Here is a 23,122-nt window from a genome sequence, read left to right as displayed (position 1 = left end):
CCTTTGACTAATCAAAATTCTCAAGAAATTATGCAATACGATGTCGTTGTTATCGGTTCAGGGCCGGGCGGTTATGTTGGCGCAATCCGTTGTGCTCAGTTAGGGTTAAAAACTGCCGTTATAGAAAAATACAAAACTTTTGGAGGTACTTGCCTTAACGTTGGCTGTATTCCATCGAAAGCTTTATTAGATTCTTCAGAGCATTACCACAACGCTGCTCATACTTTTACCACTCATGGTATCGATTTAAAAAACCTGAAAGTAAATATGCCTCAAATGATCGCTCGTAAAGACGATGTTGTTGCACAGAATACTGCCGGGATCACTTATTTATTCAAGAAAAACAAAATCGATTCGTACGAAGGTGTGGGTTCTTTTGTAGATAAAAATACTGTTTTAATCACTAAGGCAGATGGTTCTACTGAAACGTTAACAGCCAAAAACGTAATCATTGCAACTGGTTCTAAACCTACTACATTACCATTTTTGCCAATTGATAAGAAACGTATCATTACCTCAACCGAGGCTTTAAATATCAAAGAAGTTCCAAAATCGATGGTGGTAATCGGGGGTGGAGTTATTGGTTTAGAATTAGGTTCGGTTTATGCCCGTTTAGGCACAAAAGTTTCTGTGGTTGAATTTTTGCCATCTATTATTGCAACTATGGATGCAAGTTTGGGTAAAGAACTTCAACGTGTATTGAAGAAAAACTTAGGCATGGAATTTTACATGGGCCACAAAGTTACCGGCGCAACCACAAAGGGGAAAACGGTTACTGTAACTGCTGAAAATCCAAAAGGCGAAACTATTTCTTTAGATGCCGATTATTGTATTGTAGCGGTTGGCCGTACGGCTTATACTGAAGGTTTAGGTTTAGATAAAATTGGAATCACTATTGAAGAAAGAGGTAAGAAAGTTCCGGTAAACGAGCATTTGGAAACTTCTGTTCCGGGTGTTTATGCCATTGGCGATGTAATTACTGGCGCAATGTTGGCCCACAAAGCCGAAGATGAAGGGACTTATGTGGCGGAAACTATTGCCGGACAAAAACCACACATCAATTATAACCTCATTCCAGGCGTGGTTTATACCTGGCCAGAAGTTGCATCTGTTGGTTTAACAGAAGAGCAATTGAAAGAAAAAGGTACAAAATATAAAGCAGGCTCATTCCCGTTTAAAGCTAGCGGACGTGCAAAAGCGAGTATGGATACCGATGGTTTTATCAAGGTTTTGGCTGATGCCGCAACAGATGAAGTTTTAGGTGTGCATATGATTGGTCCACGTGCTGCGGATATGATTGCTGAGGCCGTTATTGCGATGGAATTCCGTGCTTCTGCTGAAGATATTGCCCGTACTTGCCACGCTCACCCAACTTACACGGAAGCGTTAAAAGAAGCGGCTTTGGCTGCTACTGATAACAGAGCGATACATATTTAATATAAAACCTTGGTTTGTGTCCTCACAAACCACATATAAAATTACAAAGCCGATAAGAGATTATCGGCTTTTTTTGTGAAACTGGTTTTTTAATTAACATCATTTTTATTGCAACAGGAAGATCTCTCAAAGATTTTTTAAAATTTTGGGCATGCCCCAAGCTGCGCAAGGGTCGGGCTATTCGTTCCAATCTTTTTGTTGACCTTCGACTACGCTCAGGATCACAACAAAAAGGATTTCCACTGCTATCCCTCATGCAAAACCCATCGCATATCATCCAAAATATTTGCGCTAGTTTATTGGTTCTTTGCGCTAAACGCTATGCTCTAAACTCCAAACACTAAACACTAAACTCCAGACTCCCTACTTGTAATTTTACTCTTTGTTCTTTAATCTTTGCTCCTTACTCCCTTTTATCCCAATTCCTTAACAAAATGATAACAAATACCAACTGAAAAACAGCGTTGTTCAAATTTATTTTTGCGGTTCAGATATTAAATAAACCATGAATTGTAAAAAACTTTTCGTTGCCTTATTGGTTGCAACGATTGCTTTAAGCGCCTGTAAAAAAACAACAGAACCGATAGATACAGAAGAGCCGATTGTGGCAGAAGATATTGCAAGTTTTAAAGAAACAGCCTCAGTAGATTTGGGTGGCGAAACTGCAGCAGAAATCACCGCTTACGATCCTTCAACTAAGAAGCTTTTTGTGGTGAGCAACGATGGTGGTGCTAAAGTTGAAGTGTTAGATTTAGCCAGTTATCCTACAGTGACCAAAATAAAAACACTCTTATATGCCAGTAACGCAGGGATTAACAGTGTTGCAGTGAGCAATGGTTCATTGGCTATTGCCTTAGATGGTGCAAATAAACAAGGCAATGGAGATATAGTAATATTGAAAACATCAGATTTGTCAGAAGTTAAAAAAGTGACAGTTGGCGCTATGCCCGATATGGTAACTTTTAGCCCTGATGGAAACTATATTCTTTCTGCAAACGAAGGTGAACCAAATGACGAATATACTGTAGATCCAATAGGGACGGTTTCAGTGATTAATATCAAAGATAATTATTCAGTTAAAACTTTAGATTTCTCGGCTTTCGAATCGCAAAGAGCAACTTTGGTGGCGGGCGGTTTTAGAATATATGGTCCGAAAGCAAGTTTTGCTCAAGACATTGAACCGGAATATATTGCAGTAAGTTCCGATTCGAAGAAAGCTTATGTAACCTTGCAGGAAAATAATGGTGTTGCCGAAGTTGATATCATTGCCGGAACGATTACTAAAATTACTCCGCTAGGAACAAGAGATATAAGCTTGGCCGAAAATGCCTGGGATGTCAGCGACGACGAAAAAAGCGGAAAGAAGATTCAGCTGGAAAACTGGCCAATTAAAGCTTTCTACTTACCAGATGCCATTTCTTATTTCAGCACTGGCGGTACATCTTATTTAGCATTAGCGAATGAAGGTGATACGAGAGCATGGAAAGGTTACGATGAAGAAGCAAGAGTGAAAAGTTTAAAGCTAGATCCAACAAAATTTCCTTCGGCGGCAACTTTGCAATTAGATGCTAACTTGGGTAGATTAACGGTAACAAAAGCCTTTGGCGATACAGACGGGGATGGAGATTACGATGAACTTTATGCTACTGGCGGAAGAAGTATGAGCATTATCAACGCAAATACAGGTGCACTAATTGCAAACGTAGGTAAAGATCTGGAACAGCAGGTTATCGATGCTGGCAAATACGATGATACCCGATCGGATAATAAAGGAGTTGAAGTTGAAGGTGTTACAGTGGCAGAAGTAAACGGCAAAACCCTGGCTTTTATCGGTATGGAACGGGTAGATATGATTGCAGTTTATGATGTGAGCACACCGTCTGCCCCTAAATTTGTTCAGTTGTTTGGTACAGGAGATGCCCCGGAAGGTTTATTATTCGTAAAACCAAAAGACAGTCCGAATGGAAGAAGTTTACTTATTGTTGCCAGCGAGGGCGATGGTGTAGTAAAATTTTTCCAACCGAATAGAATATAAATATCATTTCTACCTATAATTAAAAACCGCCTTCTTGGCGGTTTTTTTATTTTTAACCGTAGGCTCGAATTAAAATAATTATACCACTTGGTTTTATTAAGTTAAAATGATAAATACATCTTTCAATTCCCATTTGATTTGAGGAACTTTGCAGCCAAATCCCCGGATATTAAAAATCAAGTTTTGGAAGAGAATAGTACGCATCAGGAAGTTTTAAATCAGGCAGAAGTTAAAACCGTTCAAATCCAAAGTTCTCCAAACCGGATTCGGTTAGCGGTTTCATTATTTTATTTTGGGCAAGGTATTGCATTTGCCTCCTGGGCGAGCAGAATTCCTGATATTAAACACAGCTTAAATTTATCAGATGGCGAACTTGGCAGTATTTTGTTGGCGCTTCCATTGGGGCAATTGGTTACTATGCCAATTTCAGGTGGGTTGGTAACTAAATACGGCAGTAAAGTTATTTTGACCATTACGGCTCCCTTATATGTTCTGGCCTTAAGTAATTTGGGGTTGGCTACCGCTTCCTGGCACTTAGCCGCGTTTCTCTTTCTTTTTGGTGTAATAGGAAATATGTGCAACATTGCGGTAAATACGCAGGGTTCAGAAGCAGAAAAATTATTTGGTCGCCCTATTATGACATCTTTTCACGGCGCCTGGAGTATTGCAGGTTTCACGGGTGCATTGGTTGGTTTATTAATGGTTAATCTCCATATTGTTCCTTATCATCACTTTTGGATTATTGTCGCTTTAATTTTCATAAACGTATTTTTCAATTATAAACACTTGGTTCCTGGCAAAGGAACGAGAACTGAACGGAAAGGAAAGCTTTTTGTAAAGCCCGAGGGCGTTCTTTTACAGTTGGGGATTATTGGTTTTTGTAGCATGGCCACAGAAGGCGCCATGTTCGATTGGAGTGGGGTTTATTTCAAGGAAATCGTTAAAGCACCATCTTCTTTAGTAATTTTAGGCTACGCTTCTTTTATGGTCATGATGGCCACCGGAAGGTTTGTGGGTGATCGAATTATTGCCAGCCTAGGAAGAAAAAAGACCATTCAAATCAGTGGGTTAATTATATCTTCCGGAATGTTTCTTTCTGTTTTTCTGCCTTATATTATTCCAGCAACTATCGGTTTTATGTTGGTGGGTATAGGTGTATCGAGTATCGTTCCTACAGTTTACAGCGTTGCAGGGAAAAATGGAAAAATGTCGGCGGGTATGGCTATCGCGATGGTTTCTAGTGTGAGTTACTTAGGCTTTTTGATGGGACCGCCGCTCATTGGTTATATTTCAGCATTGTCAAGCCTTCAGTACTCGTATGCTGTAATTGGGATATTTGGGTTATTGGTAAGTTTTTTGGTAACGAAGATAAAAGCTATTGAGTAGATTATAGAATACTTATCTGGTAAACGGTCTTCTTGCCGAATGTCTAATCCTTAGTATTCTAATTTCCTGATCTAGTTTTCTAAATGATATTCTATAGCTATCAATTTCAAATGCATAGAAACTTCCATCATTATTTCGTTTTAAACGATCAGTTTGGTAAACATCGAAGTGGACTGGTAAAGATCTTATTTTTGATAAAATTTGGTTTTCTATCTTGATTGCATAATCTAAAAGATTGTTGTCTTCCAGGTATTGAATAATATTTAAAAGTTGAATAATTGCAAGTTTATTCCACTTTATTCTCATGTGTTTGAATTACGCCTTTTTGCAAAATATGCTTCCACATCTTCATGTAAAATGAATTCACCTTTAGCAATTTGTTTGTCGGCTTGATTTAACTCCTCATTATATTGATTAGCAAATTCACTTTCCACATCATCAGCTTTATCTCCAACTCCCGATTGATATTTATAATTTAAACTTTCTAAAAAAGCAATCAAAATTTTTTCCTCTTGCTGATTTTTTACGCTAACAAGTATGCCCATAAATCAAATTTAATGAAAATTAACTGCAATTGATAGGCTCTACTCTTTCTTAACGAGATTAAATTCCCTCAACGTAGCGATCGCCAATTCTATCAGCCTTAAGTTTTCATACTGATGGCCATGTTGCACTTCTACATTAATATAAGGAATGCTATTTTGCATGGCATATACAGAAAGTGATCCATCATTTTCAACAAATTTCGATTGCAATATCACATTCACATTGGCTTTTTTCAAGCTTGTAAATAATCTTGGTTCAGTTACATAAAGTAAATCATCGCCATCCATTTCAAAATTTATAAATACAGAATCAGCGGTGCTGGATAAATCATAACCAGGCAAATAAGAAGAGATACCAAAACCTCCATCAGCATTATTGTGTAATGTTAAAATGTAGCCAGTTGATTTTGGATCGTAAAAATCAACAATTTGTTTACCTGCATCCAGAATCAATTTTTCTACCTCGTTAGAGCTAAAATAATCTTTTTTAAGTCTGCTGCTTACACCTCGCTGTGTATAAATTGCATTTGGATCTATTCGATATTGATCGTCCATGTGAGTAAAAACATAATCACGTACGCCACCATATTGGCTATCAATTAATTCTCCACCACTCCAGCGGATGTAATCAAAACCAGCCTTTACACCGGTATCTTCATTATCATGAACCACCAGAAACTTTATGCCATTGGGTTTGTATGAGTATTGAACTAAATTGATATTCAGATCGGCAATTTTAATAAATGATGAATCTGTTGTCATCGCTGGAAAAACAGGGGGATGTTGAGCATTTGCTAACAGTGAAGCGATGATTAAAATGAGAGTTGAAGCAACTTTAAACATATCACTAATATACAATGTTGCTTAATATTTTGTTTGGAAAGTTGGTTTTTGTACTGCTTTTGTACCTAAACGGGATGGAAGTGATATACTTTTAGTGGTACAAACTTAAAAATTGAACTGCCTTTTACTAAAAGATTTAACGAACAGCCCGACTGCACAATCCGATGAAAAACTGAAGCACCTTTTCTAAAAATTATTAACCAAAAAAGGTCGCCTTTGGGAGGCGACCTGATTGATTGTTAATGTGGATGAATTAATATTTTAATGACCGTGATCTAAATCATATTCATTTACATCTTTGTGATCGTAAGGCTCAACCATTAAATCATCAATAGTTTGACCCTTTTTATCATAACCAAATTTGTGCAACATATTGTCGAAAATTTGATACATCACCGGTACAACGACTAATGTTAAGAAGAGCGAACTCGTTAAACCACCGATAATAACCCAAGCCAAACCGTTTTTCCAATCGGCACCAGCACCACTGGCTAACGCGATAGGCAACATACCAATTACCATGGCAATGGTTGTCATCAAAATCGGGCGTAAACGGGCATGGTTAGCTAAAATTAGAGCCTCGTGAGTAGACTTTCCTTGTGCTTTCATTTGGTTGGTAAAATCGACGAGGATAATCGCATTCTTTGCCACCAAACCCATCAGCATAATGAAACCTAAAATAGTGAAGATACCCAATGCATTATTGGTTAAAGCCAGGGCAAGCAAGGCACCAATTAGGGCAAGCGGTAATGAGAACATTACTACCAGCGGATAAACAAAACTATCGTATAAGGCCACCATGATTAGATAAACCAATACAATCGCTGCAAGTAAGGCGATACCTAAAGTACCAAATCCTTCACTTTGATTTTCTTGGTCACCCGCCCAATAGAAGCTGATTCCGGCTGGTTTTTTCAATTTATCCAGCTCGGTTTGGAAATTGGTTACCACTGTACCCGTTGGTACGCCAACAGTTTGGGCTTTTACCGTTACTGAAGTCGATTTATTTAAACGCTCTAGTAAACTTGGTCCAGAACCTTCTTTAATTTCAGCAAACTGCGAAAGCTTGATTTGTTGCCCGGCCTGGTTAGTGAAAATCAGATTACGAACATCATCAATATCTTTTCTGTCGAAATCCTGATATTGAATGTTGATATCGTACTCATATTCTCCCTGACGGAACTTTCCATCAGTATTACCAGCAAAAGCAGTTTGCATCGTTGCACCTACTGTTTGCAGTGTAAGGCCCAAGGCCGACATTTTATCGCGATCTACCTTTACGTTAATCTCTGGTGTTCCTTTTTCTACTGATAATTTAGTTTGTGTAGCTCCTGGGATTTTTGCAAGAACATTTTGTGCCTTTTGTGCAAAAGCTAAAACGCTATCCAACTCAGAACCCATTACTACAAATTGGATTGGTGCGTCATCGGCAGTTCCCAAAATACCAATCGGAACGGTTTTAATTTTGGCTCCTACCAGTACTTTCTCTAACTCACGGGTGTAGGTAGTGGAAATGATATCCGAAGAAACATTTCCTCTCTCTTCTTTCTCCTTTAATTTTACGTTGATCTCCGATTTATAAGCCGTAGATTGACTTGCGCCCATACCTTCACTCGATTGACCAACCGTAGCAATGGTTTGAATTACATCTTTCTGTTTGCTTAAATAATCCTCAGCTTTTTGCGTGTAGAAGTTGGTTTGTTCCAAAGAAACATCCTTAGGCATTTCTATTTGCAATAAGAACTCGCCTTTATCTGATTTAGGGAAAAACTCAAAACCAATATATCCACCTGCTAATAAACCACATGATGAGATAAACATTACAAACATAATGATTAATGTAAGTGCCTTATGACCTAAGGTCCATATTAAAAGGTTTGTAATCCACTGGGTAAACTTGCGCAATTGTTTTTCAAACCAAAGGATGAATTTTCCGAAGATATTTTTTCCTTCAATACGTTCTAATTTACCAAAACGAGAGAAAATTAATGGTACAATAGTAAATGATGCTACCAACGAAAGCAATGTTGAAATGATTACCACCACACAAAACTGACGTAAAATGTTGGCCACCATACCGGTACTCACCGCAATTGGGAAGAACACTACTACGATTACAAACGTGATGGAAACTACGGTAAAACCAATTTCTCGGGTTGCATCAGAAGCTGCTCTAACCCTGTTTTTACCCATCTCCATGTGGCGCTGAATGTTCTCCAAAACCACAATCGCATCATCGACCAGGATACCTACCACGAGTGATAGACCCAGTAATGACATTAAATTTAAGGTGTAACCGAATAAAGCAATACCAATAAATGTTGCAATTAACGATGCAGGTATCGAAATCATTACGATTACAGCGTTACGCAAACTGTGTAAGAAGAAAAGCATTACGATTGCTACCAGCACAACAGCAAGCATTAAATCGTGGATTACCGCATCGGCTGATTCTAGCGTATAAACCGAACTATCGTTTACGATTTTAATATCTAAACCAACATTTTTATAATCGGCTTTAAGTTTTTCGATGGTTTGCTTTGTACCTTCACTTACCGTTACTGCGTTGGCATCACTTTGTTTAATAATTTGAACAGCGATAGAGTTTGCTCGGTTAATACGGGCAATTTTTTCTGTTTCCTTTTGCGTATCCTGAACGTCGGCAATATCACCTAAGCGAATTTGAGCCCCATCTTTACTGGTACTCACCACTAGGTTACGCATGTCTTCTACACTAGCGTATTTACCAGATAAACGTACCAAAATGTCTTGCGCTCTCGTTTTAACACTTCCGGTAGGGAAATCTAAGTTAGAAGATAAAATGGCTTGCTGAATTGCAGGAACCGATAAGCCGTAACCTTGCAGTTTTTTTGCATCCATTGCTACTTTAATTTCACGCTCAGAACCACCAATTAAGTTTACCTGTGCCACACCTGGTACACGCGAAATAATTGGTGCAATACGTTTGTCCATCAAATCGTAGAACGAAATATCGTCCATGTTGCCTGATGCAGACATCGTGATTACCGGAAAGTCATCCAAAGAGAACTTACTTAATGATGGTTGTTTTACATCGTCAGGTAAATCGGCTAAAATCGCATTTACCTTTCTTTGTGCATCATTTAAGGCAATATCTATCTCTGCTTTATCGGTAAGGGTAATAATTACTACAGATAAACTCTCATAGGAGTTGGCATTGATTTTTTTGATATTTTCCATTGAGGAAACCGCATCCTCAATTTTTTTGGTAACGGTACTTTCTACCTCATTAGGTGAAGCACCAGGGTAGATAGTTGAGATAGATACTACGTTAGAAGAAAACTTTGGTAAAAGTTCGTATCCCAACGAGAAATAACTCAATAAACCCATCAGCGTTAGTGCGGTAAATACCACAATAACCAATGAAGGTCTTTTTATTGATATGTCAGTGATTTTCATTTTTCTTGGTATTGCGTTTGGCGTACAGCGATTAGCTGGCCGGTTTAGCGCCAAGCGTTTAAGCCTGGAGCTTTTTACTTTTTACTTTCGACGTTTTACTTAATAACCGTAACTGGTGTACCCTCGTTTAAGTTAATTTGGCCACTGGTAATTACTGTTTCACCTTCTTTTAAGCCATCTATTACCTCTACGTTTTCACCCAAAATACGTCCTGAAACTACTTTACGGGTTTGAGCGGTATTTTTAGCTTTATCTAAAATATATACTTCGTTACTGCTTACGCTACCAACGAAAGCTGTACGTGGTACTAAAATAGCTGGCGCTTGTTTAGGGAATTTAAAAACCGCTGAACCATACATACCAGCTCTTAAGCTATTTTTAACATTGTTTGTTACTTCAACTTCGATAGGAAAGTTTAAAGTTTCATCGGCTTTAGCAGCAATGAAAGTTACTTTACCGGTAAACTTATCCTGTGGAAAAACAGAAGATTGAATTTGAACTGCATCGCCGATTTTTAAGTTAGCCACCTGGCTTTCGTTAACGTTTACTTTCAACTTTAACTTTGAAACATCTACCAATTCAAATAATTGAGTTCCTGGTGCTACAACAGCGCCAACTTCGATCATTTTTTTGTTTACAATACCATTAATTGATGATCTAATGTTAGCATCATTTAACTTACGTTGTTGTTGCTGTAAACGAATTTTAGCATTTTGAGCAGTTAAACGTGCCTGATCTACCTGCTGTTGAGTTACACCGCCTGTTTTGAAAGAGCTTTCATAACGTTGTAAGTCTTTTTGTGCGTTTTGATAAGTAGCTTCTGCAGTTTCTCTATCGGTGTTCAAAATTTCAGCATCAATTCTAGCCAATACTGTTCCTTTGCTTACACGACTACCTTCTTCTACAAAAATTTTGCTCACACGACCAGAGTTTTCAGCCATGAAGTTTAATTCTTGATTAGCTGCAAAAGTACCATTCGCCGTAAAATCCAGGTTAATTTCTTTACGCTCAACTGTAGCGGTTTTAACAGCAACAGCGCCGCTGCCCTTCGCGATAAATGCTGTCGTTTCTTCTGCCTTTTTCTTGTTGTTTGTTAAAACATAAGCAATTGCGCCAAGGGCAACAATAACTACAACAATGATGATAATTATTCTTTTCATTTTTATTGTACTAGCGATTTAATATTTCCGTTTGATTTTATTAATTGTATTTCGGCTATTTTATAGTTTAATAAAGCCTGGGTATAACTGTTTTGAGATGATGTAAGTGAATTTTCTGTATCCAATAAATCAGTTAAAGAAGCCAACCCGTTGTTATAGTTATTCTGAGTGCTTTTGTAAATTTCTTGAGCCAACTCTACGTTTTTACGTTGCGAGTTAATGGTATTCAAGTTATTGCGAAGTTGAATTTTAGCATTTTCGTAAGCCAGATTCAGCGAGTTTACTGATTCCTTTCTGTCTTCTTTTGCTTTCAAAATTTCAACATTTGCCTGGCGAACTTTTGAACGCGTTAAAAAACCGTTAAAAATTGGAACACGTAAAGTTAAACCTATCGCCGATGCCCCGTAGCCAATAGCTGCAGCATTCGAGCTTAAAAAATCAAAACCATCACTCTGACTAGAATAAGTGTAGTTGCCTGTTAATGCCAACGATGGATAATATTCTGCCAGATAAGCTTTACGCTGTAAGCTAAGTAGTTTATCTTGCGTGTTGAGCAATTTAACCTCTGTTCTGTTTGCCAAATCAACTGAATCAGTAAAAACCGGCAATTGTGTAACCTGAGTTAATTCGGTTACCGGTAATTGGATAGGTGTGCTTACTGGCATCCCCATCGAAAATTTTAGCTGATTTTCCAATTGAACAATCGCGTTAACCACTTGCTCTCTTTGAGTATTTAAGTTGGTTAAATTTACGCTGATCCGATCCACATCAATTTTTCGTGCCAATCCATTTTTAAACTGGTTGGAGATTACTTTTTCAACCGTTTTAACATTTTTGATGTTAGTATCAAGTACATTTAATTGTTGTCTGTTCACCAAAACCTGATAATAGTTATTGGCAACCAATTCAATTATTTGTTCTTCGGTTAACTGTGAGGTGAGGTTGTAATATTCTTCGCTAGAACGTGCCGCCTGCAAACCTGTAAAAACCTGTTGGTTAAACAATTGTTGCGAAAGCTGTACGCCAGCATTAGAATTCCAGTTTTGTCCTAACTTAATAGCTTGTGCCTGACCACCGAAATCGGCAACTAATTGTCCAATGATTGGGTTGTAAGTTAAGCCAGCAGTACCAGTAAGTTGAGGTAAAGCCTGTGCCCTTACTTCTTGTACCTTATATCGTCCACCTTCAATGTCGAGTTTCGATTTGCGAACACGGGCATTGTTTTGAAGCGCATAGGTTAGCGCATCTTTTAAGGTAACCTGCTGTTGTGCAGTTACCAGTTCAGGTAAAGCCATGCCTATTAACAGGATGAGCATTAATTTTACCATTTTTACTCTAAGCATAATATATTGATTTTGTTTTTTGGGTTCTTATTTTTAGTATCAGGTAGTTGGTATCAAGTATCAAGACGTGATGACAATTGCAACTGTTTAGCACTGGAAATACTTGTTCTTTGCTCCTTGATCCTTAATCTTTACTTTTTGTTCTTTGCTCTTTACTCTTTGCTCCTTGTTCTTCCTAGCACTTCAATCCTTTTGTGAAAATTGAAGAAAGATCTTTTTGCTTTTGGCTCATCTTATTTAATGCTTTCTTATCAGGGAAAATATCTTTAGCCGTTTCCATTACGCACATGGTGGTTAAACCCATTAAGCTTTCTAAATATAGCTCTGCAACATGAGATACATCTTCATGGTCTATTTCGCCTTTTTCTTTTGCACTGCCGAAAACCTTTGCGAAAAAATCTTTTTCAATGTCTTTTAATTCATTCAGCTTGGTTTTAATCGATTCGTCGTTTAATAAATCTGGAACACCCTCCGCAATTTTTAACATGTAATATTTTTGGAAAAAGGTATTTCTAACATCTATTGTGTTTACCAATATGGTCTCTAATCCCAGTTCGGGATTGTACTTCTTTTGTATGGCCTCAAAAAATTCGTTAAAAATCTTCTCAATCACACCAAGAATCAAGTGTTTCTTATCTGGGAAATAATAATAAAGTGAGGGTTTGGAAACCGAAAGGTCATCAGCAATATCGTTCATAGTGGTTTTTCCAATACCGAAATGACTAAATCTTTTTATAGCACCCTCAATAATCTGCTCTCTCTTTTTATCAGCTACAATCATCTTACTTTTCTACTTTCTGACTTTTTTAATATTTTAGTCAAAAATAGGCCAATAATTTTAAATGTTAATCATCTGATTAAAAATTGAATGTTATGTTACAATGTTATGACACTTAAAAGCGTTTTTAAATGGTTTATTAGATAATTTGCAACTCTTAGATAAACTTTAGAATGAATGTATTTTTAAGCATCTTGATCGTAATTTCTACCATCGTTGTAATGGAATGCGTTTCCTGGTGCATACATAAATATTTGTTTCATGGTCCGCTATGGTTTATGCATAAAAGTCATCATGAAAAATCACATTCATTTTTTGAATGGAACGACTTATTTGCCTTGCTTTTTGCCGGCCTTTCTCTTTATTTAATGTTTATTGATAGAGATGGTTTTGGTTATCGTTTCTTCATTGGATTAGGAATTAGTGTATACGGCGTAATCTATTTTGTCATTCACGATTGGTTTGTTCACAGAAGATTTAAAACGTTTCAGAGTAATAATGGCTATTTAAGAGCAGTAAGAAAAGCGCATAAAATTCATCACAAAAATCAAGGCAAAGAAAAAAGTAGAGCCTTTGGGTTACTGTTTGTGCGGAAGGATTTGTTAAATAGCTGATAAATTCTGGCAAGGTGCTTGTTTCCAGCTTATAAACTTCTTTTATGAAAAATATATTCCGCCTCTTTGCAATTTCAATATTAATATTTTCCTGTACAAAAAGAACAGATAAAGATCGAGCCATAGATTTGGTTGAATCTAAATATGAAAATGCTGAACAGAAACTGGATTTTAATGATGTAAAGTTAGATAGCCTTTACAACATCTCGCCAAAAGCTTACGCGGATAGCTTGAGTAAAGGCCATCAGTTAGATTCCACATTGGCAGTTTTGGAGACTGAGATTGAACATTTACCTCAAGCCGAATCAGATAGTGTTGGTTTAGTAAGTGCAGCGTTAACAAAACAACGTTATCGGTTGCTCGAATTGGCGAAAACGAAGCCAGAGTTTCTAGGCTGGACACTATCGCGTGTAAAAGTCGAGGGTGTACAAAGAGAAACGATCAGTTTTAATTTTGATAAAGAGATCACAAAGATTGTGGAGTGATAGTTATATTAGTGATCACAAACTTCAGTCATGTCTATAAAACAATATCTTCTCTTTTTTTATTACTAATTGTACAGTCTGGTTTTTCACAGCAGCAATTAGGTAATAACCAATTTTCATTAGCTGGCACAACAGATCTTAAAGATGGGGAGATTATATTCCTACAATATGAGGGTGTAAGCGATTCTACCACGGTAAAAAACGGCAAGTTCCACTTCAAAGGCAGAGTTGATGAGCCTACATTTGCGGCACTCAAAAACGGAAAAACAAATGTATTAGACGGGCCGCCAGCTGTTAGGTTTTTTATTGAGCCTGTAAAAATGGATATTATTGCATGGAAGGATAAGTTTTATAAGGCAAAACTTTCAGGTTCTGAAACACAGAAAGTTCTAGATGAGGTTAATTTAAAGGATGAATATGATGTGGTACGGGATAGTCTCGAATTTTATACTGCCAAAATTCAAAAAGACGACAGGACAGGATTTATTAAAAGTAATTTAGACTCTATTTATAGAAGAAGATATAAATTGTTTTCTGTCATTAATGAAAGAAAATTAGCTTTTCTTAAAAATAATCCAACATCATATTTAAGTCCTTTTTTTTTGGTCGCAGAAAGAGGCATTTCTCGGGATTCAATCAGATTTTACTACAATCAATTTTCTCCAGTTGTGCAGAATAGTTTTTGGGGCCGAATGGTATATAAGCAATTAAATTATAAAAGTTTAAGCAATATTGGGCAGCAAGCCCCACATTTCAAGGCAAAATCTTTAAGTAATGAAGAAATATTGTTGAGTAACTTTAAGGATAAACAATATGTCTTGCTTGATTTTTGGGGTACTTGGTGCGTAAAATGCCGGGAGTTAAGTCCTGATTTAATTTCGCTGTATAAGCAATACCAAACTAAAGGGCTGGAGATACTGAGTATAGCATATGATCATGATCGCCAACTTTGGAAAAATGCAATTTCAGTCGACAAAACTGGATCATGGAAGCATGTTTTGTTAAAAGATGTGAACCTCATTGGATCAAATGACAACCTGTTAACTCAATATAGTATAAGTGCTTTCCCTACTTTTATTTTTAATTGATAAAGAAGGAGAAATTGCTGGTCGTTACTTAGGGTCGGGCAACGAATTTTATATTGATCTAAAAAATAAGTTAAAAGAGATTTTTGAATAACTTTCTCTTAAGTCTCATTAAAATTTCATCCCTTTTTATTTTACTTTTGTGGCAAATACAAACTAGTTATGCTTCACATTCAAGAAAATATTTCGCTCAAACCTTACAACTCTTTCAGTATCGATGTTAAGGCAAACTATTTTGCGGAGATTTTTTCTGAAGCAGATTTAAAAGACTTATTCGAAAACGAGCTTACTAAAACGCAGAAATTATTAATCATCGGCGGTGGGAGCAATGTGCTTTTCACGCGAGATTATGAGGGTTTAGTAATCAAGATCAGCATTAAAGGAATCGAATCAAAAACCGATGGAGATAATATACTCGTTACTGCAGGTGCTGGCGAAGTATGGAACGATTTTGTAAACGATTGCGTAGAAAAAAACTTTGCAGGAGTAGAAAACCTAAGCTTGATCCCTGGAACGGTTGGCGCTTCGCCCATTCAGAATATTGGTGCTTATGGAGTAGAACTTAAAGATGTTTTTGAAAGTTGTACCGCATTCGAAATCAAAACCGGCGAAATCAAAACCTTTAATTTCAGCGATTGCCATTTCGGTTATCGTGAAAGTATTTTTAAGGCGGAGTTAAAAGGTCAATTTATTATTACCTCAGTAACTTTCCGCTTATCTGCACAACCAAAAATAAATACATCTTATGGGGCTATTGAGGTAGAACTTCAAAAGCGGGCGATAGAAAATCCAACCATTGCCGATGTTTCTTCGGCAGTATCACATATTCGGGTGAGTAAACTTCCCGATCCATCTACCATTGGCAATGCCGGTAGCTTTTTCAAAAACCCGGTAATTGAGAAGTATGAATTTGCCGATGTGGTGGCCAAACACCCTGATGTTGTGCACTATCCAACACCCGATGATAAGATCAAACTTGCTGCGGGCTGGTTGATAGAGCAATGTGGCTGGAAAGGAAAAGTTGTTGGCCAAACCGGTACCTGGAAAAATCAGGCCCTGGTATTGGTTAATCATGGAAATGCAACGGGTTCGGAAGTGTATAATTTTTCTGCACAAATAATAGACAGTGTGAAGTCTACTTTTGGAGTCACTCTGGAAAGAGAAGTAAATATTCTGTGACGGAAGCAACCTTTAGCAAGGTTTTGCTGTTTTAGTTCCGTGCCAAAAAAACTTGGTATTAAGTTTGTTTAGTAAAAAACAATGAACATCAATTCATTTGTTTTAAATCTTACCTAAAGCTAAATATCATGACAAAATTTGAATTCAATCATCTGGTTAACCATCACTCAGTTTCACTTAGATCTTATGCTTTAAATTTTACCAAAGATGCCGAAGATGCAAATGATCTTGTTCAAGATACAATGCTCAAAGCCATCACTTACTATAACAAGTTTAAAGAAGGAACAAATTTAAAAGGATGGTTGTTTACAATCATGAAAAATACTTTCATTAACAACTATCGTCGTTTAGTAAAAACAAATACTTTAATTACACAAAGCGAAGATATTTCTTCTGCTAACCTTTCTTATAGCGCTACAAAAAACCAGGCAGAAAGTAAATTTGTACTTGGTGATATTGACAAAGCACTTGCTCAATTACCAGAAGAATATTATGTTCCTTTCATTCGTTATTTCGAAGGTTACAAATACCACGAAATTGCCGATATGTTGCAGATTCCAATAGGTACTGTAAAAACCCGTATTCACGTGGCGAGAGGAATTTTGAAAAAATATCTGAAAACATATTCTAAAGATATTGCTATTGCAGAAATGGCATAAAACATATTTTCTGAAAAGAATGAGAAGTCTCAGCGAAAGTTGAGACTTTTTTTTGTCGAATTTTTTGGAGCGCAACAATTAGAACTCTTTTGTAAGTAAGTTCCCGCTTTCCCTACAAGTCCTCGCTTTTTCCATTCCACCATCCCACGCACAGCTCCGGGCTTTTCGTACAATCGGGGCTAATTTTAAAATGAACTGCTATTGGCAAGAGCTGCCAACGTTAAAAGTGTAGAGATTATTGCTGTTCAAATGATTTTCTGGAAAAGCAAAAGGCCCGGAAAATATCCAGGCCTTATTGCTTATCATATATTTGGTTAGTTGATTCTTATGTTTGCTTTCAACAATTTGCCTTCTCTCTCTATTCGAAACAAATGCAAACCTCAAACAATATTGCGTTTAAAAGGTTATTTGCAGTGTTTTTGTTTTGTGGATATAAAGATAAGGGAAATTTTAAGTTTGTCAAGCTTTTTTTAACTTTTTTATTATTTCTTGTGCTGCCACTTGGCCAGATATGATTGCAGGTGGCACTCCAGGGCCTGGAACAGTCAATTGTCCCGTGTATAACATATTTGTTACTTTGCTTTTCATTTTAGGTTTTAAAAATGCGGTTTGTTTCAAAGTGTTTGCTAGGCCATAAGCGTTGCCTTTAAAAGCATGGTAATCGTCAACAAAATCTTTCATGGCATAACTTCGCTTAAAAATAATGTTATCCTTAATATCATTGCCTGTTAAAATCTTAAATCGTTCTAATAATAAATTAAAATATTCCTCACGTTTAGTGTCACTGTCTTCCAGGTCAGGGGCAATAGGAATCAGGAAAAATAAATTCTCACAGCCTACCGGTGCAACGCTTTGGTCGGTTACCGACGGACAGCACGCATAAAATAAAGGTTTATCTGGCCACTTCGGGTTCGTATAAATTTCTTCAGCATGTGCATCAAAATCCTCATCGAAAAATAGATTATGATGAAGGATATTGTTTAATTTCTTATTTAACCCGATATAAAAAAGCAGGCAAGAGGGAGCCATTGTTCTCGATTGCCAATATTTTTCATCATAGTTGCGATAAGCCTTGTCCAATAATTTTTGGTCTATATGGTGATAATCGGCGTTGCCAACTACAAAATCAGTTGCAAAGTTGCCTTTGTTGGTTAACAGTTCCTTTGCAATTCCATCCTCCACACTAATTTTATTTACTTCGGTATTGAACAAGAATTTTACACCCTGTTGCTCGGCTATGCTTTGCATGGCTTCAACAATTTTATGCATGCCACCAATTGGATACCAGGTACCCAAAACTAAGTCAGCGTAGTTCATTAAACTATACAATGCTGGAGTGTTTTGTGGAGTAGCGCCTAAAAACAGTACAGGGAACTCCAAAAGCTTCCTAAGCTGCTCATTTTTAAAAAGCTGATGCACGTGTTTGCGCATATTACCTAACAGCTGCAGTTTAATGCCACTAATAGCCAAACGCGGATCAAAATATTCCATCACACTGTGCGAAGGTTTGAACACATATTCATTCATTCCTACATCATATTTGTACTTTGCCTGTGCTAAAAAAGAATCGAGGTTTTTAGAACTCCCGGGTTCAAGCTTTTCGAAAAGCTCATATAATTCTTCAAGCGTAGCAGGTACGTCTATAGTTTGCGCTTTTCCAAAATAGATACGGTAAGATGGATTCAGCCTTTTAAGCTCATAGAAATCGGCAGTTTTCTTACCGAATATTTGATAGAAATTTTCAAAAACATCAGGCATCCAATACCAGCTTGGCCCCATATCAAATAAGAAACCATCTTTACTCCAGGTTCTGGCTCGGCCCCCGGCCATTTCATTTTTCTCAATAACAGTAACATCGCAACCATCTTTCGCCAATAATGCTGCGGCAGATATTCCTGCGAAACCGGCACCGATCACGGTTACCTTTGGTTTTTTATCCATGGTGTAAATAAAGCGATTTTTAGTGATTTTGTTTTGATCGGCATGCTTTTCCCTTATCAATAGGATCAAAAATACGAAAGTATAAAACCATTCGCTTTTCTTACCTTTGCTTATACATGATAAAACTGCGATTTTTGTTCCTAACCTGTTTTGCATTGATAAACGTTGCAAAAGCACAGCTTTCTCCAAAAGAGATCGCAGTTTTAAAAACCGATTTGGTTAAAGCAGTAGAGAATGAAGCATTAACGGATTCGCTATTTAAAAAACTCAACCGGTTACCAAATAAAACTGCGTTAACCGTTGCCTATGCAGGTACTTTAGAAGCGTTGAAAGCTAAACATACCTGGAACCCATATAATAAAATAAAATACGTTAAAGGTTCTCTGAAAACCATGCAAAAAGCAGTAAATATGGACAAAGAAAATCTTGAAATCCGTTTTATGCGCTTTTCGATTGAGCACTTTACCCCAGGCTTTTTAGGGCTTAGTAAAAATCTAAACACCGATAGGAAAGAAATTGTTAAGCATTACCAGAACCGTAACTTTGGGGTCGCAGACGACGCTTTAATAAAAAATGTAGCCCGGTTTATGATTGATAGTAAGCGTTGTACCGCCGAAGAAATTAAAACTTTACAGAAATACATATAATGAACTACGTTTATCTACTCATCAATATTGGAGTAATCTTATTTCCCCTTGCCTTGTCTTTTGATAAAAAAGTTCATTTCTATAGCAAATGGAAATTTATCATCCCCGCTATCCTGATTACGGGCGTTGTTTTTTTAATCTGGGATTTGTTGTTTGTAAAGCTTGATGTGTGGTCTTTCAATCCTGATTACCTCGTGGGTATTTATTTATGGGGCCTGCCACTGGAAGAAATGTTGTTCTTTCTCACCGTTCCTTACGCCTGCGTATTTATCTACGAATGCCTCAACGCTTATTTCCCCAATAACAGCCTGCAAAAATATAGTTTGGCGGTAAGCCATGCCGTGTTGGGTATCTGCTTTGCATTTTTATTTTTTGGTTATACAAAATGGTATACGTTAATTAATTTCGGTTTTCTATTCGTGTTATTGTTCGCAGTAGAGTATGTCAACCAAAAATACAGGTTCATGTACAAATTTTATCGGGCCTATTTAGTTGCGCTGATCCCTTTTTATATTGTAAACGGCTTTTTAACATCCATCCCGGTGGTGATTTATAACAACAATGAAAATTTAAATTTCCGCGTTGGCACTATTCCTTTTGAAGATCATTTTTATTTGATGGGTTTGTTGTTAATGAACATTTATTTATACGAGCGATTTAAAATTAAAGCCCTACAAACGGGATGATAGGTTTAGGAAATGAAAGTTTTTACATCTTGGGTCAGATTGTCCCGCCATACGCTATAGCTCCGGGAAGGCCGGAGGCTGCCGCTTTTGTCGGGTTTAAAAACAAGGGCTTGTGCTATAACAAAACTACTAACAACCTCGAAATGTACACGAATTAATGGAGCTGCCGATTTATACAAAACAACAATTAGCGTTAAGAAACGGGCAAGATAAACCGCAGATTTGGGTTGCATACAAAGGTTTGATTTACGACATGACTGACAGCCGGTTATGGCGAAACGGTAAACATTACGAGCATTGGGCAGGACAAGATTTAACAGATGAACTTCCTGATGCACCCCATACCGACGCCGTTTTCGAAAAATTTACTCCTATTGGAAAAGTTGGCTAAATCCAGGCAAAGAATTAATAAACAACTCTTTCTCATTCTGGATGGTAATTCGCTCTCAAAAAATTCCCGAGGCAATCATCGTCAATTCTACGATCCTGTATACAAGGCGAAAACTATTACTTCAGGCTTCGGGCTGGCTAAGCTGGAACAAGCCGATTAATATCAAAACCGACAACCTTATGGTTTTACGAAACGATATACTCAACAATTGCTTGCGAATGTATTTTTGTAGTATCAAACATGGGGATATTAAAGTCGTCCTGATTGATTAGCATAGGGATTTCTGTACACCCTAATATGATACATTCAGCGCCACTGTCTACAAGTTCTTTTATAATAGAGATATAATTGATTTTTGTTTCTGGATTGATAAAACCTATCCCTAACTCTTCTTTTAAGGTTCGTTGAATATAATCTCTTGTTTCCTGTTTTTCAGGTATGAGCACCTCCAGTCCATACTGTTCTAGTTTGTCCCTGTAAAAGTTCATTTCCATTGTGAACTTTGTAGCCAACAGGCCTACTTTTTTGTACCCAGTTTTATTAATCGCTTTTGCAGTTTCTTCTCCAATATGAATGATAGGCAGTCCTATTGTACCCTGAAGTTTATCCGCAAAAAGATGGGCTGTATTTGCACATAAAACAATACTTTCAACCCCTGAATTTTTTAAGCTTCTGCAGGCACCTAACAATAATTCATAAGAATTATCCCACCCTGCGGATTGAATGTCGCCAAAATTCAAGGAATAGATGATGCATTCTGCAAAGTTCAGTCCTCCTAGCCTGGCATTAACCCCCTCGTTAATGAATTTGTAATAATCCATTGTTGATACCCAGCTTATTCCGCCAACCAGTCCTATTTTTTTCATAGAAATATTTATTGCCAATATTAACTTATTTCAAGCGCTCTCAACAGCCGCTTGATTAATAGAATTTCTGAAACAAGAAAGCCTTACCGGGCATGGTAAGGCTTGTTCTTGATATTGGCTCCCTCTGCTGGGCTCGAACCAGCGACCCTCTGATTAACAGTCAGATGCTCTAACCAGCTGAGCTAAGAAGGAATATTATTTTTTTTGTATTCAATTTGCCAAAATCCTTTGGCAATCATTTCATAAAAAATCCCCACATTGCTGTGAGGATTTTTGCTCCCTCTGCTGGGCTCGAACCAGCGACCCTCTGATTAACAGTCAGATGCTCTAACCAGCTGAGCTAAGAAGGAGTGCTGGTTGTTTTCCTAAACGAGGTTCTTTGTGCTTTGCAGCTTATAAGGCCTTGTTCGTTTTGGGAATGCAATATTAGGGCTTTTAAATTATTTATGCAATATTTGCAGTGAAAAATTTTTAAAAAAATTCAAAATAAAATATATGAGCCTGATAATCATAGGTACTGTAGCTTTCGATGCTATTGAAACTCCATTTGGAAAAACAGATAAAATTGTTGGTGGCGCCGCAACGTACGCAAGTTTAGCTGCATCTTACTTCTATAATAAGGCAAAAATTGTTGCAGTAGTAGGTGATGACTTTCCACAATCTGATATAGATAGTTTCAAAGAACATGGTATTGATACCGAAGGCTTACAGGTAAAGGCGGGTGAAAAGTCGTTTTTCTGGTCTGGAAAATATCATAACGATATGAACAGCAGAGACACCTTAATTACTGAGCTGAACGTATTAGAAAATTTCGATCCAATTATTCCGGAGAGCTATCAGGATTGCGAATACTTGATGTTGGGCAATTTAACGCCACAAGTTCAGCAAACGGTAATCAAACGGTTAAAGAATCGCCCGAAATTAATCGTGATGGACACCATGAACTTTTGGATGGATATTATGATGGACGACTTGCTGGAAACCATTAAATTGGTCGATGTTTTAACCATTAATGATGCAGAAGCCCGTCAATTGTCTGGAGAATATTCTCTTGTTAAGGCTGCCAATAAAATTTTGGCTATGGGTCCAAAATACCTGATCATAAAAAAAGGAGAGCATGGCGCATTGTTATTCCATGAAGATCAGATTTTCTCTGCACCTGCATTACCATTGGCAGAAGTATTCGATCCAACAGGTGCGGGAGATACATTTGCTGGCGGGTTTATTGGCTATCTGGCTAAAGTTGGTACCATCAACTTCAACAATATGAAAAATGCTATTATTTATGGCTCTGCGCTTGCATCATTTTGTGTAGAAAAATTTGGTACCGAAAAATTATTGAATTTAACAGAAGAAGAAGTGGCAGCAAGAATACAACAGTTTGTGGAGCTGAGCGCATTTACCATCGAAGCTTAAGTTTCAAAGATCACTATTTAAAATTTGTTGCAGAAGCCTTTTCTTTAGAAGAGGCTTCTGTGTTTTAGTACTACTTCTATATCAAGAGCGAAGCGATTCGAGATACTTTTTAATAGATTAGCCTAAATGCATTTTTGGCATTGCGACTGAAAATTTATCACTTTTTATGAAAATTTTTCAGCTAAACT

The 23,122-nt window shown here is 37.2% G+C and carries 21 protein-coding genes and 2 tRNA genes; 12 read left to right on the top strand and 11 right to left on the bottom strand.

Annotated features, from left to right (window positions below; genetic code table 11):
- Nucleotides 1–30: 30 nt before the first annotated feature.
- From lpdA to ACZZZC_RS22090, 3 genes are all read left to right on the top strand, one after another.
- A complete protein-coding gene (lpdA, locus tag ACZZZC_RS22100; RefSeq protein WP_463484042.1) occupies nucleotides 31–1,437 on the top strand; it encodes a dihydrolipoyl dehydrogenase in 1,407 nt (468 codons plus the stop codon).
- 505 nt (nucleotides 1,438–1,942) lie between these two features.
- Nucleotides 1,943–3,472, top strand: a complete 1,530-nt coding sequence (locus tag ACZZZC_RS22095; protein WP_463484041.1) for a choice-of-anchor I family protein — start codon at nucleotides 1,943–1,945, stop codon at nucleotides 3,470–3,472.
- Nucleotides 3,473–3,655: 183 nt separating this feature from the next.
- Nucleotides 3,656–4,858: an MFS transporter gene (locus ACZZZC_RS22090; RefSeq protein ID WP_463484040.1), complete on the top strand. Its 1,203-nt coding sequence runs from the start codon at nucleotides 3,656–3,658 to the stop codon at nucleotides 4,856–4,858.
- Nucleotides 4,859–4,870: 12 nt separating this feature from the next.
- Here the strand turns inward: ACZZZC_RS22090 and ACZZZC_RS22085 are convergent, their stop codons facing one another.
- The 7 genes from ACZZZC_RS22085 to ACZZZC_RS22055 all read right to left on the bottom strand — a co-directional run bounded on the left by ACZZZC_RS22085 (nucleotide 4,871) and on the right by ACZZZC_RS22055 (nucleotide 12,968).
- A complete protein-coding gene (locus tag ACZZZC_RS22085; protein WP_463484039.1) occupies nucleotides 4,871–5,164 on the bottom strand; it encodes a type II toxin-antitoxin system RelE/ParE family toxin in 294 nt (97 codons plus the stop codon).
- Nucleotides 5,161–5,403 carry a hypothetical protein gene (locus ACZZZC_RS22080; protein WP_463484038.1) on the bottom strand — a complete coding sequence of 81 codons (243 nt, stop codon included), beginning with the start codon at nucleotides 5,401–5,403 and terminating at the stop codon, nucleotides 5,161–5,163. The genes ACZZZC_RS22085 and ACZZZC_RS22080 overlap by 4 nt, the downstream gene beginning before the upstream one ends.
- 39 nt (nucleotides 5,404–5,442) lie before the next feature.
- Nucleotides 5,443–6,246, bottom strand: a complete 804-nt coding sequence (locus tag ACZZZC_RS22075; protein WP_463484037.1) for a hypothetical protein — start codon at nucleotides 6,244–6,246, stop codon at nucleotides 5,443–5,445.
- A 261-nt stretch (nucleotides 6,247–6,507) separates the two neighbouring features.
- Nucleotides 6,508–9,684, bottom strand: coding sequence for an efflux RND transporter permease subunit (locus ACZZZC_RS22070; RefSeq protein WP_463484036.1), 3,177 nt, complete (start codon nucleotides 9,682–9,684; stop codon nucleotides 6,508–6,510).
- A 95-nt stretch (nucleotides 9,685–9,779) separates the two neighbouring features.
- Nucleotides 9,780–10,844 carry an efflux RND transporter periplasmic adaptor subunit gene (locus ACZZZC_RS22065; protein WP_463484035.1) on the bottom strand — a complete coding sequence of 355 codons (1,065 nt, stop codon included), beginning with the start codon at nucleotides 10,842–10,844 and terminating at the stop codon, nucleotides 9,780–9,782.
- A 2-nt stretch (nucleotides 10,845–10,846) separates the two neighbouring features.
- Nucleotides 10,847–12,187, bottom strand: coding sequence for a TolC family protein (locus ACZZZC_RS22060; RefSeq protein WP_463484034.1), 1,341 nt, complete (start codon nucleotides 12,185–12,187; stop codon nucleotides 10,847–10,849).
- Nucleotides 12,188–12,362: 175 nt separating this feature from the next.
- Nucleotides 12,363–12,968 carry a TetR/AcrR family transcriptional regulator gene (locus ACZZZC_RS22055; protein WP_463484033.1) on the bottom strand — a complete coding sequence of 202 codons (606 nt, stop codon included), beginning with the start codon at nucleotides 12,966–12,968 and terminating at the stop codon, nucleotides 12,363–12,365.
- 170 nt (nucleotides 12,969–13,138) lie between these two features.
- Here ACZZZC_RS22055 and ACZZZC_RS22050 point away from each other — a divergent pair, with 170 nt between their 5' ends.
- From ACZZZC_RS22050 to ACZZZC_RS22030, 5 genes are all read left to right on the top strand, one after another.
- Nucleotides 13,139–13,579 (top strand): sterol desaturase family protein, encoded by a 441-nt coding sequence (locus tag ACZZZC_RS22050; protein WP_463484032.1) that lies wholly within the window; start codon nucleotides 13,139–13,141, stop codon nucleotides 13,577–13,579.
- 44 nt (nucleotides 13,580–13,623) lie between these two features.
- Nucleotides 13,624–14,064, top strand: coding sequence for a hypothetical protein (locus tag ACZZZC_RS22045; protein ID WP_463484031.1), 441 nt, complete (start codon nucleotides 13,624–13,626; stop codon nucleotides 14,062–14,064).
- Entirely contained in the window at nucleotides 14,061–15,152 is a 1,092-nt protein-coding gene (locus tag ACZZZC_RS22040) for a DUF4369 domain-containing protein (RefSeq protein WP_463484030.1), read from the top strand. Before ACZZZC_RS22045 ends, ACZZZC_RS22040 begins: the two co-directional genes overlap by 4 nt.
- Before the next feature lie 159 nt (nucleotides 15,153–15,311).
- Complete coding sequence (murB, locus tag ACZZZC_RS22035; protein WP_463484029.1) at nucleotides 15,312–16,328, top strand: UDP-N-acetylmuramate dehydrogenase; 1,017 nt, start codon at nucleotides 15,312–15,314, stop codon at nucleotides 16,326–16,328.
- Nucleotides 16,329–16,456: 128 nt separating this feature from the next.
- A complete protein-coding gene (locus tag ACZZZC_RS22030) occupies nucleotides 16,457–16,987 on the top strand; it encodes an RNA polymerase sigma factor (RefSeq protein ID WP_154279199.1) in 531 nt (176 codons plus the stop codon).
- Nucleotides 16,988–17,446: 459 nt separating this feature from the next.
- Here the strand turns inward: ACZZZC_RS22030 and ACZZZC_RS22025 are convergent, their stop codons facing one another.
- Entirely contained in the window at nucleotides 17,447–19,084 is a 1,638-nt protein-coding gene (locus ACZZZC_RS22025) for a phytoene desaturase family protein (protein WP_463484028.1), read from the bottom strand.
- Here ACZZZC_RS22025 and ACZZZC_RS22020 point away from each other — a divergent pair.
- The 3 genes from ACZZZC_RS22020 (at nucleotide 19,084) to ACZZZC_RS22010 (ending at nucleotide 20,652) form a co-directional block, all read left to right on the top strand.
- Nucleotides 19,084–19,575 (top strand): hypothetical protein, encoded by a 492-nt coding sequence (locus tag ACZZZC_RS22020; protein WP_463484027.1) that lies wholly within the window; start codon nucleotides 19,084–19,086, stop codon nucleotides 19,573–19,575. The genes ACZZZC_RS22025 and ACZZZC_RS22020 overlap by 1 nt on opposite strands.
- Nucleotides 19,575–20,261, top strand: a complete 687-nt coding sequence (locus ACZZZC_RS22015; RefSeq protein WP_463484026.1) for a lycopene cyclase domain-containing protein — start codon at nucleotides 19,575–19,577, stop codon at nucleotides 20,259–20,261. The genes ACZZZC_RS22020 and ACZZZC_RS22015 overlap by 1 nt, the downstream gene beginning before the upstream one ends.
- Nucleotides 20,262–20,418: 157 nt before the next feature.
- Nucleotides 20,419–20,652 (top strand): cytochrome b5 domain-containing protein, encoded by a 234-nt coding sequence (locus tag ACZZZC_RS22010; RefSeq protein ID WP_265799475.1) that lies wholly within the window; start codon nucleotides 20,419–20,421, stop codon nucleotides 20,650–20,652.
- Nucleotides 20,653–20,837: 185 nt separating this feature from the next.
- Here the strand turns inward: ACZZZC_RS22010 and ACZZZC_RS22005 are convergent, their stop codons facing one another.
- The 3 genes from ACZZZC_RS22005 to ACZZZC_RS21995 all read right to left on the bottom strand — a co-directional run bounded on the left by ACZZZC_RS22005 (nucleotide 20,838) and on the right by ACZZZC_RS21995 (nucleotide 21,868).
- Nucleotides 20,838–21,518 carry an aspartate/glutamate racemase family protein gene (locus ACZZZC_RS22005; protein WP_463488134.1) on the bottom strand — a complete coding sequence of 227 codons (681 nt, stop codon included), beginning with the start codon at nucleotides 21,516–21,518 and terminating at the stop codon, nucleotides 20,838–20,840.
- Nucleotides 21,519–21,633: 115 nt separating this feature from the next.
- Nucleotides 21,634–21,710, bottom strand: a tRNA-Asn gene (locus ACZZZC_RS22000).
- 84 nt (nucleotides 21,711–21,794) lie between these two features.
- Nucleotides 21,795–21,868, bottom strand: a tRNA-Asn gene (locus tag ACZZZC_RS21995).
- 145 nt (nucleotides 21,869–22,013) lie between these two features.
- Between ACZZZC_RS21995 and ACZZZC_RS21990 the strand changes: the two genes are divergently transcribed.
- Complete coding sequence (locus ACZZZC_RS21990) at nucleotides 22,014–22,934, top strand: PfkB family carbohydrate kinase (RefSeq protein ID WP_463484024.1); 921 nt, start codon at nucleotides 22,014–22,016, stop codon at nucleotides 22,932–22,934.
- Nucleotides 22,935–23,122: the final 188 nt, after the last annotated feature.

This window comes from Pedobacter sp. AC212 (assembly GCF_979258625.1).
Note: the sequence above shows the minus strand (reverse complement) of the source record. Positions and strands in the feature narration are given on the sequence as shown.

Coding starts and splice junctions, on each gene's coding strand:
- ACZZZC_RS22095 (WP_463484041.1), top strand. CDS start 1,943: ATGAATTGTAAAAAACTTTTCGTTGCCTTATTGGTTGCAACGATTGCT.
- ACZZZC_RS22045 (WP_463484031.1), top strand. CDS start 13,624: ATGAAAAATATATTCCGCCTCTTTGCAATTTCAATATTAATATTTTCC.
- ACZZZC_RS22075 (WP_463484037.1), bottom strand. CDS start 6,246: ATGTTTAAAGTTGCTTCAACTCTCATTTTAATCATCGCTTCACTGTTA.
- murB (WP_463484029.1), top strand. CDS start 15,312: ATGCTTCACATTCAAGAAAATATTTCGCTCAAACCTTACAACTCTTTC.
- ACZZZC_RS22005 (WP_463488134.1), bottom strand. CDS start 21,518: ATGAAAAAAATAGGACTGGTTGGCGGAATAAGCTGGGTATCAACAATG.
- ACZZZC_RS22010 (WP_265799475.1), top strand. CDS start 20,419: ATGGAGCTGCCGATTTATACAAAACAACAATTAGCGTTAAGAAACGGG.
- ACZZZC_RS22060 (WP_463484034.1), bottom strand. CDS start 12,187: ATGCTTAGAGTAAAAATGGTAAAATTAATGCTCATCCTGTTAATAGGC.
- lpdA (WP_463484042.1), top strand. CDS start 31: ATGCAATACGATGTCGTTGTTATCGGTTCAGGGCCGGGCGGTTATGTT.
- ACZZZC_RS22085 (WP_463484039.1), bottom strand. CDS start 5,164: ATGAGAATAAAGTGGAATAAACTTGCAATTATTCAACTTTTAAATATT.
- ACZZZC_RS21990 (WP_463484024.1), top strand. CDS start 22,014: ATGAGCCTGATAATCATAGGTACTGTAGCTTTCGATGCTATTGAAACT.
- ACZZZC_RS22015 (WP_463484026.1), top strand. CDS start 19,575: ATGAACTACGTTTATCTACTCATCAATATTGGAGTAATCTTATTTCCC.
- ACZZZC_RS22080 (WP_463484038.1), bottom strand. CDS start 5,403: ATGGGCATACTTGTTAGCGTAAAAAATCAGCAAGAGGAAAAAATTTTG.
- ACZZZC_RS22030 (WP_154279199.1), top strand. CDS start 16,457: ATGACAAAATTTGAATTCAATCATCTGGTTAACCATCACTCAGTTTCA.
- ACZZZC_RS22070 (WP_463484036.1), bottom strand. CDS start 9,684: ATGAAAATCACTGACATATCAATAAAAAGACCTTCATTGGTTATTGTG.
- ACZZZC_RS22065 (WP_463484035.1), bottom strand. CDS start 10,844: ATGAAAAGAATAATTATCATCATTGTTGTAGTTATTGTTGCCCTTGGC.
- ACZZZC_RS22055 (WP_463484033.1), bottom strand. CDS start 12,968: ATGATTGTAGCTGATAAAAAGAGAGAGCAGATTATTGAGGGTGCTATA.
- ACZZZC_RS22050 (WP_463484032.1), top strand. CDS start 13,139: ATGAATGTATTTTTAAGCATCTTGATCGTAATTTCTACCATCGTTGTA.
- ACZZZC_RS22025 (WP_463484028.1), bottom strand. CDS start 19,084: ATGCAAAACAGGTTAGGAACAAAAATCGCAGTTTTATCATGTATAAGC.